This window comes from Microcoleus sp. bin48.metabat.b7b8b9.023, assembly GCF_013299185.1.
Classification (GTDB): domain Bacteria; phylum Cyanobacteriota; class Cyanobacteriia; order Cyanobacteriales; family Microcoleaceae; genus Microcoleus.
The window spans coordinates 21417-32847 of the sequence record NZ_JAAFKG010000005.1 but is presented as its reverse complement, the minus strand read 5'-3'; the positions used below and the strand labels follow the sequence as shown (position 1 = coordinate 32847).

The 11431-nt window shown below is 43.7% G+C and carries 13 protein-coding genes and 1 tRNA gene; 7 read left to right on the top strand and 7 right to left on the bottom strand.

Annotated features, from left to right (window positions below; genetic code table 11):
* Positions 1-866 precede the first annotated feature (866 nt).
* Entirely contained in the window at positions 867-1901 is a 1035-nt protein-coding gene (locus QZW82_RS04635) for a histidine kinase (RefSeq protein ID WP_293145292.1), read from the top strand.
* A gap of 81 nt (positions 1902-1982) precedes the next feature.
* Here the strand turns inward: QZW82_RS04635 and QZW82_RS04630 are convergent, their stop codons facing one another.
* On the bottom strand, positions 1983-2729 hold the full coding sequence (locus QZW82_RS04630; protein ID WP_293145289.1) for an FkbM family methyltransferase: 747 nt from the start codon (positions 2727-2729) through the stop codon (positions 1983-1985).
* Positions 2730-2894: 165 nt separating this feature from the next.
* Here QZW82_RS04630 and QZW82_RS04625 point away from each other — a divergent pair, with 165 nt between their 5' ends.
* The 5 genes from QZW82_RS04625 (at position 2895) to QZW82_RS04605 (ending at position 6791) form a co-directional block, all read left to right on the top strand.
* Positions 2895-3941 carry a M28 family peptidase gene (locus tag QZW82_RS04625; RefSeq protein ID WP_293145287.1) on the top strand — a complete coding sequence of 349 codons (1047 nt, stop codon included), beginning with the start codon at positions 2895-2897 and terminating at the stop codon, positions 3939-3941.
* A gap of 91 nt (positions 3942-4032) precedes the next feature.
* Positions 4033-4105 (top strand) — tRNA-Glu (locus QZW82_RS04620).
* A 188-nt stretch (positions 4106-4293) separates the two neighbouring features.
* Positions 4294-4704, top strand: a complete 411-nt coding sequence (locus QZW82_RS04615) for a HEPN domain-containing protein (protein WP_293145285.1) — start codon at positions 4294-4296, stop codon at positions 4702-4704.
* On the top strand, positions 4683-5072 hold the full coding sequence (locus tag QZW82_RS04610; RefSeq protein WP_293145283.1) for a hypothetical protein: 390 nt from the start codon (positions 4683-4685) through the stop codon (positions 5070-5072). Before QZW82_RS04615 ends, QZW82_RS04610 begins: the two co-directional genes overlap by 22 nt.
* A 348-nt stretch (positions 5073-5420) precedes the next feature.
* Complete coding sequence (locus tag QZW82_RS04605; protein WP_293145280.1) at positions 5421-6791, top strand: serine/threonine-protein kinase; 1371 nt, start codon at positions 5421-5423, stop codon at positions 6789-6791.
* A 463-nt stretch (positions 6792-7254) separates the two neighbouring features.
* On the opposite strand, the gene QZW82_RS04600 is transcribed toward QZW82_RS04605, so the two are convergent.
* The 6 genes from QZW82_RS04600 to QZW82_RS04575 all read right to left on the bottom strand — a co-directional run bounded on the left by QZW82_RS04600 (position 7255) and on the right by QZW82_RS04575 (position 11022).
* Complete coding sequence (locus QZW82_RS04600) at positions 7255-7590, bottom strand: type II toxin-antitoxin system PemK/MazF family toxin (RefSeq protein WP_293145277.1); 336 nt, start codon at positions 7588-7590, stop codon at positions 7255-7257.
* 2 nt (positions 7591-7592) lie between these two features.
* Positions 7593-7811: a hypothetical protein gene (locus QZW82_RS04595; RefSeq protein ID WP_293145274.1), complete on the bottom strand. Its 219-nt coding sequence runs from the start codon at positions 7809-7811 to the stop codon at positions 7593-7595.
* Positions 7812-7980: 169 nt separating this feature from the next.
* Positions 7981-8382 (bottom strand): HNH endonuclease, encoded by a 402-nt coding sequence (locus QZW82_RS04590; RefSeq protein ID WP_293145271.1) that lies wholly within the window; start codon positions 8380-8382, stop codon positions 7981-7983.
* Positions 8382-8741 (bottom strand): hypothetical protein, encoded by a 360-nt coding sequence (locus tag QZW82_RS04585; RefSeq protein ID WP_293145268.1) that lies wholly within the window; start codon positions 8739-8741, stop codon positions 8382-8384. The genes QZW82_RS04590 and QZW82_RS04585 overlap by 1 nt, the downstream gene beginning before the upstream one ends.
* A 208-nt stretch (positions 8742-8949) precedes the next feature.
* Positions 8950-10629: an AarF/ABC1/UbiB kinase family protein gene (locus tag QZW82_RS04580; protein ID WP_293145265.1), complete on the bottom strand. Its 1680-nt coding sequence runs from the start codon at positions 10627-10629 to the stop codon at positions 8950-8952.
* Positions 10630-10794: 165 nt separating this feature from the next.
* Positions 10795-11022 (bottom strand): hypothetical protein, encoded by a 228-nt coding sequence (locus QZW82_RS04575; protein ID WP_293145262.1) that lies wholly within the window; start codon positions 11020-11022, stop codon positions 10795-10797.
* A gap of 11 nt (positions 11023-11033) precedes the next feature.
* Here QZW82_RS04575 and QZW82_RS04570 point away from each other — a divergent pair, with 11 nt between their 5' ends.
* A complete protein-coding gene (locus QZW82_RS04570; RefSeq protein WP_293145259.1) occupies positions 11034-11162 on the top strand; it encodes a hypothetical protein in 129 nt (42 codons plus the stop codon).
* Positions 11163-11431: the final 269 nt, after the last annotated feature.

The following is an 11431-nucleotide window of genomic DNA, read 5'->3' as shown; positions in this document are numbered from 1 at the left end:
AAAGGTTCGTAGTGAGGACTTCAGTCCTTCTTTTCCTGAAAACTGAAATCCAAAAAAGGTTCGTAGTGAGGACTTCAGTCCTTCTTTTCCTGAAAACTGAAATCCAAAAAAGGTTCGTAGTGAGGACTTCAGTCCTTCTTTTCCTGAAAACTGAAGTCCAAAAAAGGTTCGTATAGCGGTTCTCAGAAAGGTGAGGTACGTTGTTGGGCTTCAGCCCTCTGAGTTTAGTGGTTTTGTAAGCTGTCAGTCATACCTCATCTTTTTGAGAAAGGCTATAGTGAGGACTTCAGTCCTTCTTTTCCTGAAAACTGAAATCCAAAAAAGGTTCGTAGTGAGGACTTCAGTCCTTCTTTTCCTGAAGACTGAAATCCAAGAAAGGTTCGTAGTGAGGACTTCAGTCCTTCTTTTCCTGAAAACTGAAATCCAAAAAAGGTTCGTAGTGAGGACTTCAGTCCTTCTTTTCCTGAAAACTGAAATCCAAAAAAGGTTCGTAGTGAGGACTTCAGTCCTTCTTTTCCTGAGGACTGAAGTCCTCACTACAAACCTGTTAGATTATCATCCTGACTCTGGTAGAAAAGTCTCGCTACTTTAATTTCTCTGCCCGAGTCACCGCCACAAATCCTTGCAAACGCCATACATCATACATCTGCCTCTCTGTGCGCGGTGCGCGCTGCGGAATAGATTTTTTGTATTACTCTTGATTCGTCTTAATTTCTGTATCCTGCCAAACAAGCGCTACATTTGGCTGGCAAACTTTGTACATATTTTAACTAAGACTTGGAAAAACTCTCAGTAGGATTCCGGATGGAGTAACAGACTTAAGGATAAATGAAAAAGAGTGTTTGAGTCTGGGAGAGCGTTTTCTAATGTACGATATTACCCTATTTACCCCACAAGATATCGCGAAATGCAGTTTAGTCCTGCGCCAGTTCGGTAGAAATTCTGCTAGTATGGAAGCCAGCAGCCAGAAAATTGTCAAGTATATTTACCAACATTTTTGCGATTCGCAAACAGGAGAAAATAGCTGTGTTTTGGTGCGTTTGTTCAAAACTCATCCCTACGGGGAATTAGAAGACTCATTGCAACAATCCGCCCGCCGCTTAATGAATGGCAAATCCCCTGCCGCCGACATAAAATGCTGGACTCTACTAGCAACCGCAGGCATAGAACCGCAGTGGAATTCTCGGCACACAGCAGTAGAAAATACAGCTATTCCCTTAGTTAGCACCGAAGTAGTAGCCAAAATACCGGCGATTTCGGAAACCATCAGACAGTTCGGTTTAGATATTCCTACAGTCCTCGGCATCGAGGGAGAAAGGTTTCTGCAATTAGAACCAGCAGTATTAAATATTTTTCACGTATCCGAGGCAAAAGGTAGCCCCTTTATTCCCGAACAAGATTCCTTAATTATCCCGTACAAAGTCAAGTCTGTCTTGGCATTTGGGGGACTGTTGCGATCGGGAAGTTTGTTTACTGTAGTGATTTTCCTTAAAGTAAAAATTCCCCCTAGCACAGCTCAATTGTTTAAACATTTTGCACTTAGTGTCAAAACGGCTCTGTCTTTATCTGACGAAAAAGATGTTTTTAATAATTCAAAAACATCGGCAAATATTGTGCAATCTCACAATGCTTACGAAAATCAATTATTGGAACATCAAGTTGCTAGTTTGATTCAATTGCTGGATTTTTCGGAACAGGAAATGCTCAGACAAGCAGCTCGTTTTCAACGGACAATTGATAAGTTGCAGCGCGAACTTGCCGATCGCAAAAACAAGGAACAAGCTTTGCAAGCAAGTCAAGAATCATTCAAAGGCATCATCAATACTCCCGGAGATGCTATTGTGCGTGTCGAGGAAAATCAAGGAATGCACAGTTTTAATCAAGGTGAAGAACAGATTTAATCCAAGCTATGTTAAAATTGGTTCGTAGTGAGGACTTCAGTCCTCATAAAAGTCTGAGGACTGAAGTCCTCACTACGAACGTTATTTAGGGTTGGGGGTTCGGGATGCTAAGATCGAGCCGTACCATTTATCTATTGGCGTTTGCTTTGTAACCCGAAATCCTAAATTTTCAATAACTTGTCGGGTTTCGACGTGAGTGTGACCAGACCACAAGTGATATTCTAAAGACAGGTTTTGCACGAGTTGCCAAGAATCTCGGTCTTCAAATAACAGCCATTCTGCACCTTCGCAGTCTACTTTGGCTAAATCGACGCTGCCGCCAATGCGATCGATCGCCCTTTTCAACGATACCATCGGTACATCGCCGTTTTCGCTGACGCGCGATCGCGTTTTTCCCGATACTTCCCGAATATCCAGAACTACTCTACCATCTTCGGCTCCCACAGCCTCCATAAAATAGGTAAAATTGGCAATTTCAGATTGATGTTTGAGGTAAATTTCTAAGTTTGGATTAGCTTCGTAGGCGTGAATTACAGCTTGAGGAAATCGATTCCGGGCGGCGATCGGAAACAACCCGACATTCGCCCCGATATCGAGAACTTTCATCAGCGATTCAGATAATTGTTCCACTCCGTAACAGTCATCTAAAAGCACTTCAATAAATTCTCCATCCATGCCTTTCTCCTCCGGCAAGTTTACTTGTTGGCGATTTCCTTGCACAATTAAATTACCGGGCAAATTAAAGCTAGCAACCCTCTTGAATTCTATACCTAACTTTTGGGCGCGGATTTTACGTTGCAAAAGTTGCAGTATTTTATTGACAAGCATAGAAGAATATTAAAAAAAAATCATTTTTATAATAACGCTCTCTGCGCCCTCTGCGCCCTCTGCGGTTCAAAAAAAATTAGATTCACTTCAGAAAATACGATTCCTACCCAGAAAAAATCTGCTTTAATATATGTCAAAATACGCTCCCAAATCCGGGAATCAAAAATGTTAGAGTTCGATCGCCTATTTCAAACAATCGAAGAATTAGTCATGCTGCACTCCCCCAGCGGTATGGAGTCAGAAATTAACCAGCGGTTGATGGAAAAATTCGCAGCCCTGGGAGTGAATGCTTGGATCGATCGCGCGGATAATGCGATCGCCCTAATTCCGGGGCGCAATCGAGAAAAGTCGATCGCCATTACCGCCCACAAAGACGAAATTGGCGCCCTAGTTAAAACAATAGGCGATCGGGGCCGCGTCGAAGTCCGCAGGTTGGGCGGCGCCTTTCCTTGGGTTTACGGCGAAGGCGTCGTCGATTTATTGGGCGACAAGCAAACAATTAGTGGCATTCTCAGCTTTGGAAGTCGCCACGTTTCTCACGAATCTCCTCAAAAAGCTCAGCAGGAAGATGCTGCTGTCAAGTGGGAAAATGCCTGGATCGAAACCAAGTGTACTACCGAGGAATTAGCCGAGGCTGGGATTCGGCCGGGCACGCGGATGGTGGTGGGAAAGCATCGCAAACAGCCGCTCCGGTTAAAAGATTGGATCGCGAGCTATACCCTGGACAACAAGGCTTCAGTGGCGATTTTGCTGGCTCTGGCGGAATATTTGAAAGAGCCTGCGGTGGATGTTTATTTGGTGGCGTCGGCGAAGGAGGAGGTTGGGGCGATCGGGGCTTTGTATTTCACGCAGCGCCAGCCGTTGGACGCGCTGATTGCTTTGGAAATTTGCCCGATCGCGCCGGAATACCCGATCGCAGATGGCGAAAACCCGGTGTTGCTGGTTCAGGACGGCTACGGAGTCTACGATGAAGGATTGAATGGCCAATTGCGCGCAGCAGCCTCCACAGCGGGCGTCGAGGTGCAGTTGGCGGGGATTAGCGGTTTTGGTAGCGATGCTTCGATCGCCATGAAATTCGGTCATGTGGCCCGCGCCGCTTGTTTGAGTTTCCCCACGCAGAATACGCACGGGTTTGAAATTGCTCACTTGGGGGCGATCGGCAATTGCGCCGCCATCCTCAAAGCCTACTGCGAGCAACTTTCGGACGACTAGAAAAAAAACTTTCGCAAAGTAGTTGACAAATTCAGAAAGATTAGTTAAGGTAATAAAGGTGCGGAACACAAGCAAACGCAACGCAAAACGCGCCCCCATCGTCTAGAGGCCTAGGACACATCCCTTTCACGGATGCGACGGGGATTCGAATTCCCCTGGGGGTATTGAAAATTTAACTGTGATATCAAAATGATATCTAGCAACTGGTAAAGGCAACAAGCCCAACCCACACGCTAGGTATCATTTTTGCATTTGGTGGGTTGAACTTCCTCTCGTATTGGATAATTGTAAATCCAGACGCGGTTTCAACCGCCCGGTCTTCTTGCTGATTTCATGGAGGTAAGCTAAATTTTTGAATAGGCGAGATTTACAAAACATCGCACTCACTCGACTTAAAGAAGTAGAAGTGCTGCTCCAAAATCGTCAATACTCTGGTGCTTATTATCTCAGCGGTTATGTCATAGAATGCGCTTTAAAAGCTTGCATTGCCAAACAAACCAGGAAATTCGACTTTCCTGACAAAAAAACTGTTTTCGACAGTTACACCCACGATTTAGAAAAACTTGTTAAAGTTGCTAAACTTGATGCAGAATTAAAAACTCTGCTAAAAGATAGAAGTTTTGCAAATCGATGGGCATTAGTCAAAGACTGGTCAGAAGAAAGCCGCTATGAAAAACACGACAAACAAAAAGCCCTGGATATTTACTCAGCAATTACCGACCCCAATCACGGAATTTTACAATGGGTACAGCAACATTGGTAAGTCAAGAAATAGAAGAAGGTCAAAGACTAATAGACGCTCTTAATGCAGCAGGTGTATCAGTTGATTCTGCGCTCTGGATCTACGCACCAGAACCGGAAAGCTGGCGATTGATACTCACATCACCTTCGTATGATAAGAAAGGCCCACTTAAAACTTATGACGAAATACTATCAGTCTTTCGTGAGGTAGAACCTGAATTAAAAATTGATTGGACAGCTCTTGTCGCAGTCAGCGTCAAAGATAAATTAATTCAGGGATTGCGTGAGTTACAACAACGTTTCAAATCAAGTTTCTCAGGAAGACGGATAACGAATCAAAGCATCAATCATAGGTACATTGATGATGCTTACATTTATCAAATCAAGTAAAAATAGCTAAGGAGGGATAGCTACAAAATCGATCGAGATAATTCTGTGCGAGTATGTAGAAACTTTGTAATTTAACTTAAAAGCTTTACGCATGAGCCCAGAAACCGGGTTTTGGCTGAGAAGACGCGTTGAAACTCGCAAATTCGGTAAAAACCCGGTTTCTTTGGTTTGCGGGCGGCCAGAAACCGGGTTTTTGTCGAAAATCCAGGATGAAAATCGACAAATTCGGTAAAAACCCGGTTTCTTTGTCGGAGTCGGTAAATCCTGTTATTGCTTCCTCTTCATTGCTTTTTAAAGGCGAGACAGTTTATGATAATTAGCAATTAGAAAGAATATAAGCAACCTGCCATGCTGTGGACGCCCGGACAAATCCTCAAAACTCGCCCTTTCCGCATTGACACCATCCTCGGAATGGGAGGATTTGGCATGACTTACAAAGCCACACACTTGCAACTTAACTATCAAGTTGTCCTCAAAACGCCGAATCTGAGTTTGCAAAATGACCCGGAATACGCCAACTTTGTCCGCCGATTTATCCGCGAAGGGCAAATCTTAGCCAAATTTTGCCAAAACGCGCATCCTGGAATTGTCCGCATTAGCGATTTGTTTGAGGAAGCAGGCCTTCACTGTTTGGTAATGGATTTAATTGTCGGGCAAAGTTTATGGGATACAGTACAGCAGCGAAGAAGACTCCCGGATACAGAAGCAGTGGCAATTATCCGCCAAATTGGAGAAGCATTAAGCGACGTTCACCAAGCAGGAATCGTGCATCGAGATGCCCATCCTGGTAATATTATGTTGCGTCCTAACGGCCAAGCAGTATTAATTGATTTTGGGCTGGCAAATGAATTAATGCCAACTGTTATTAGTAGCAAACATCCTCATAACCCTGCTTTTGCTCCTTGGGAACAGCATATGGAAGGTAGTGGTAAACCAACGGTTGATATTTATACTTTAGCTGCATCTTTATATTATGCAGTAACGGGAAAAGCGCCAACAGCTTCCCTCAATCGGCATTTTAGAAATGAAGCATTGCCACCTGCGAAAAATTTTGGGGTGAAAGATTGGGTGAGTTTAGCAATAGAAAAAGGGATGGCATCCGAACCGCAAAAGCGGCCGCAGTCGATGAAAGATTGGTTGAGTTATCTCCGGGAACCGATTCCGAAAACAGTTGCGGGTGTTTCGGTGCAGCTTAAATCAGCGATGGGTGTTGACTATACTCATCTGCGGGATTTATTGGCGGCGGGGAAATGGAAAGAGGCGGATGAGGAAACAAAAAAGGTGATGTTGCAAGCTGCTATAGGGAAGAAGCACGGTTGGTTCGATTGGGAATCGATCAAGAATTTTCCTTGCGATGATTTGCGGACGATCGACCAATTGTGGGTAAAATACAGTCAGGGTCACTTTGGCTTTAGCGTCCAGAAAAAAATCTGGTTGGAAGTAGGCGGTAAAGTTGATTATGACACTGAATGCAAGCGAGGAGTTAGTCTGGGATTCAGTCTGGAAGGTCGTAAAGTTTATTATGACCTTGAATGCAAGCTGGGCGATCGTGTGGGTTGGCGAAAAGGAGGCTATTGGTTGAGTCCAAATGACCTAACCTATAATAAACAAGCACCTAAAGGCCACCTCCCTGGGTATGTTTTGATGAGGATGTTGGTGAGGCATCATTATGGGTATGTTTCTTCTCTCGCATCGAGAGCTATAAGCTGTAATCTATAGCGATTTCAGCCCCTTGTCAAGTCTTTTTGTGAGAACCTTTTTCTACGAAGTTATTGGCTTTTGGTCATTTCAATACCTGCTACGGGGGGTTTTTACTATTCAAAAAACAAACTCGCGAAATTCGGATCGTAGCAATTAGCCAACATAAACTGTTTGGGGTTCAGAAACCGGGTTTTTTACGAAATATTTGGTTGTAGCCAGCAGATTCGGTAAAAACCCGGTTTCTTTGGTCAGTGTGTAATATCACTTCCGGTAGCATCGGAATGATATCATAGCCATTGCGATTGCTTCGCTAAGAGCTCGCAATGACATCTGTGTTTCAAATCTCAAATGATACCATTCCGATGTAAACGGAAATGATATAAGTCATAATATTTCATAAATTAAGTCGGCAAAATTCAATTATAATCTGCTCTAAAGAGGATGTTATGGAACGTTTCTTATTCAAACAGTAACAACTATGTCATTCCCAATCTGCAAGAGCGACTTTCAAACAAGCACGAACTTCCTTCCAGTCACGTTCCGAAAGATGACCGATTAGAACTAAGTTGGAAGATGGCGGTAGAGTGACAATAAAACTGCGAAAAACCGAAGCGACTCGTAAACCTGCTGTTGCCCAATCTTGGAGTATATAATCAGTTACGCCTAAAGCAGTTGTCTGTGTAGTCAGGAGTCCAGCTATTACATCGCGGCGGGTTGTGTTATAGGTGACAGATGATAGAATTACAGCCGGACGACGTTTAATGCCAGTGACACCAGGAAAATCTACTGTCACCACATCACCAGGATTAAAAGACACTATTAAATCTCCTCATTTTCAGAAAAAATGGTAGCCGCGTACTGCAAAGAAAACGCCGTTATATCGAGTTTATCTTCTTCAGTCCAAGTCTCGCTTTCATCGACTACTGACAGATTTTGCTGCACCAAATCGTTGAGAATAAGAGTTGCCAAGCGCAGTCTATCCTTTGGTGAAAGGGTAGACAGAACGCGATCGTAAACTTCTCGAACAGTAGTTGACATACCAAATACTCCTGCTTCTTATCTTCTGGAACACTTAGGGCAGGTTGATTTGATTATAGCTCAAAAATTAATAAATTTATGCTATACTCAAATTCTAATTTTTAACCACAGATTTACCTATGCCAACTTTAACTGATATTGGCAGTTTGATTACCCGCGCTCCGCAAAGTTACGGAAATAAACCTAAACGAATCCATAGTTGTCGCGCTATTAACTGTGATTGAGAATTCATTCCCAAAGCTGTAACTGTTACTCTACCTACTGGTGTCATTCCTGCGATCGCACCTGACTCAGATTGCACTTGAAAATTCTCTTCCCACGTATTTTCTCTTGGGTGAAACAGGGAAACTTCTGTATTAGATGTAGAATCAATTCCGCTTGTATTAGTTCCTTTCCGCAGATTGCAAGAGCGACAAGCTAATGCTAAGTTTGAAATCTCATTATTACCGCCTCGATAAAGTGGAACAATATGTTCAATCTCGAAAGGAAAGTTAAATACGATTTCAGGTGCGCGGCAATATTCGCAACGATGAGCAGCGCGATCTGCTACTAAATTGTAGTTAGGATTCATCAGATCGATTGTTGTACGAGAACTTCTGTCCGAATAGTAGCAGCTTTAAGTTCAGCTTCGACTAGACTTTCTAATTCCGCTTGTTGTTGGGGAGAAAGATTTTGTCCTCGATCGCGCGCTGTACGCCACAAGTTCATTAACTCTGATAATCTTGTTTGTTGTTGGATAGTAAATAATTCGTCAGGATTAAACCTTTGAATGACTATTAATGCGCTGAAGTTTGTTTCGCCTAACAAAGCAGTCAAAGCATCTAAAGCTTGACCCGCAGTTTGACCGATAGATTGCCGATCGCCCGCAATAGCGCGATAGGATTTCTCACCGTTGGTATTAATTACAGGCAGGATAGTTACCGCAGTCATATCCGATCGCAAGTTAGTTACTAATTTAGTATAACTGATTGCCTATAATTATAGCTAAGTCTATCGCTCGTAGCTCGATGAACGCAATTACCAAGTACGGCTTTTCTCAATCCAAAAAGATGAGGTATGACTGACAGCTTATATAACCACTTAGGCTAAGAGGGCTGAAGCCCAACAACGTACCCGATCTTTGTGAGAACCGCTATATTTATTTTTCTACCATTCGATCGACCTTTTCCCTCACCAGCAAGTCTAGCAAAGCACGCAGCACCAACAACCCAACGCCTCCCGACACACCAAAAGCTACGATCGCCCCCGTTTGATATCCGCCCACCAGCAGCACTGCACCCGTCAGCGCCCCAAAACCCGCCATACAGGCAAAAATCAGAGTTTTTAGCGCTAGGTTAATGCGTTTCAGGGCGCGATCGCTCTCGATATTGCGGACTCGAATTTGCAATTCCCCATCTTCGATCCGACTCTCCAAACGCTTCAGAAAAACTTCGGCTTTACTAGGTTGCTGCAACTTGTATGTGATAAAATTTCGCGCTTGTCTTGCCAATTCTCCGATCGCATTTTTCCGGCCTTTACTCACCGCAATACTCTTGACAAAAGGCTGAGCGCATACTAAGAAATTGTAGTGAGGGTCGAGAGTTCTGGCAATCCCGTCGAGAGTCGTCAACGACTTGACAATAAACATCATTTCTGCTGGCAAGCGAAACGGTTGTTGCTCGAACATGATGTACAGTTCGTTCTTGATTTCATTGAATGCTTGAAAGTCGATCGGCTTATCAATAAACTTATCCAGCAGAAAAGCAATCAGCCTGCGTACCGGCATCATATCCGGCATCTGCTCCACTAAGCCGATCGCAATTAAAGTATCGAGTACCCGATCGGTATCCTTTCTCAGCACAGCAAAAAAAGTCTTGACCATTTCGTCTTTAGCCAGAGACTTCACCTCTGCCATCATCCCAAAATCGTAAAATATTAAGCTACCATCTTCTGTCACCGCCAAATTTCCCGGATGCGGGTCAGCTTGGAAAAAACCGTCAATTAACAACTGCTTCAAGTAACAGGAAATTCCAAGTTGATTCAGCTTTGTAATATCTACTCCAATCGCCTCTAAACTGATCCTGTCGTCCACCTTAATCCCTGGCGCGTATTCTAAAGTCAGCACTTTTTTAGTCGTGTACTGCCAGTAGACTTTCGGGACAATAATCTGAGGATATTCTTGAAAATTATGGCTGAAGCGATCGGAATTTTTACCTTCTTGCACGTAGTCAATCTCTTGATATAAAATCTTAAAAAACTCGTGATAAAGAGATTCTAGGTCGTACTTGCGCGTCCCAGGCAAATAGCGATCGCACAAACGCATTACTTGGCGCACCGCCTTCACATCCAAATCGAATAACCTTTCCAAACCCGGGCGCTGCACCTTCACAATCACATCTTCCCCGGTGTGCAGCCTCGCCTTGTGCACCTGTCCCAGACTCGCAGCGGCAATGGGCAACGGGTCAAAATCGCGGTACAAAGCGTAAATATCTTTGCCTAACTCAGATTCTACAAGGGCGATCGCCTCTTCGGAACTAAACTCAGGAACCCGATCCTGCAACTGTTCCAACTCCTTCACGTACTCCAGCGGCAGCAAATCGGCGCGAGTCGAGAGAGACTGCCCGATTTTAATAAAAGTCGGGCCCAAATCCAGCAAAGTATTGACCAACCAATGGGCGCGAATTCTTCTAGTATGAGCAGAGTTATCTTGCAGCAGTCCATCCCACCACAAAAAAAACATAAACTTTGCCGTCGCAGCAAAAACGTCTATTTGTCGTGCCAGCGGCGAATATTTAGAACGTTGCCAACGCAGGAGTTTAGGTGCTGCTTTTGTGAGCATAATATTCGTCGCGATCTATTGAAGTGCACCGCAACGATTTTAACTGGAAATTGCAGCAAGCGATCGGCTCAGATAGAAATACCCGACAAATAACGGAATTTACTTGCAGCCAAACACCTTCAACAGTTGACAGTTGTAGGGGCAGTGCCCCCGTGCCTGCCCTCTTTAGCAGAATTTGGCTTGGAATGAATCAAGCGCGTCAAGTCCCATGGACGCTTGATTTACCGCATCGAGCGTTACATTACCAGAAAATTCAATCAATAGTGGGGTAGTGGAATTTCCCAGTGCGAACGAAGCTGCTTTGGCAGGGAGCGCTTCAAGGGCTGCAAAACCGATCGCACCGCTGGCTGCTGCGACGGCAAGTTTTTGGCAGATGTTTTTCATGTTGGTCATAAATTTATCAAATGTTGAGCGATCGAGCCGAACTGATTTTGTTGGTGGGTTCCCACCAACTAATTACTTTAAATTTGCTGTTCAACTTATCAGACTTCGCCCTCAAAACACCCCTAATTTACCCCTTTATCATCGCGTAAATACACTAATTTCAACCTATTTTATATTACCTTTTTGCAAATCTATTGGATTTAAAATATCTTAATTTTTTACGAAGTATCCAATCAAAAAATGATAATTATTACAACTATAATTTTATCAGTTTCTGCCAGCACAACTACTAATATGATGTCCGACTAATTACCATAACAATAAAAGTTTGTAGCATTATGCGGACTGAAGTCCGCACTACAAACCTGTTTGTAGCATTATGCGGACTGAAGTCCGCACTACAAACCTGTTTGTAGCA

What these genes read in the sequence shown, in the direction of transcription:
- QZW82_RS04635 (WP_293145292.1), top strand. Translation starts at nt 867, where the DNA reads ATGTACGATATTACCCTATTTACCCCACAAGATATCGCGAAATGCAGT.
- QZW82_RS04570 (WP_293145259.1), top strand. Translation starts at nt 11,034, where the DNA reads ATGTTGAGCGATCGAGCCGAACTGATTTTGTTGGTGGGTTCCCACCAA.
- QZW82_RS04580 (WP_293145265.1), bottom strand. Translation starts at nt 10,629, where the DNA reads ATGCTCACAAAAGCAGCACCTAAACTCCTGCGTTGGCAACGTTCTAAA.
- QZW82_RS04595 (WP_293145274.1), bottom strand. Translation starts at nt 7,811, where the DNA reads ATGTCAACTACTGTTCGAGAAGTTTACGATCGCGTTCTGTCTACCCTT.
- QZW82_RS04575 (WP_293145262.1), bottom strand. Translation starts at nt 11,022, where the DNA reads ATGACCAACATGAAAAACATCTGCCAAAAACTTGCCGTCGCAGCAGCC.
- QZW82_RS04630 (WP_293145289.1), bottom strand. Translation starts at nt 2,729, where the DNA reads ATGCTTGTCAATAAAATACTGCAACTTTTGCAACGTAAAATCCGCGCC.
- QZW82_RS04625 (WP_293145287.1), top strand. Translation starts at nt 2,895, where the DNA reads ATGTTAGAGTTCGATCGCCTATTTCAAACAATCGAAGAATTAGTCATG.
- QZW82_RS04610 (WP_293145283.1), top strand. Translation starts at nt 4,683, where the DNA reads ATGGGTACAGCAACATTGGTAAGTCAAGAAATAGAAGAAGGTCAAAGA.
- QZW82_RS04585 (WP_293145268.1), bottom strand. Translation starts at nt 8,741, where the DNA reads ATGACTGCGGTAACTATCCTGCCTGTAATTAATACCAACGGTGAGAAA.
- QZW82_RS04590 (WP_293145271.1), bottom strand. Translation starts at nt 8,382, where the DNA reads ATGAATCCTAACTACAATTTAGTAGCAGATCGCGCTGCTCATCGTTGC.
- QZW82_RS04605 (WP_293145280.1), top strand. Translation starts at nt 5,421, where the DNA reads ATGCTGTGGACGCCCGGACAAATCCTCAAAACTCGCCCTTTCCGCATT.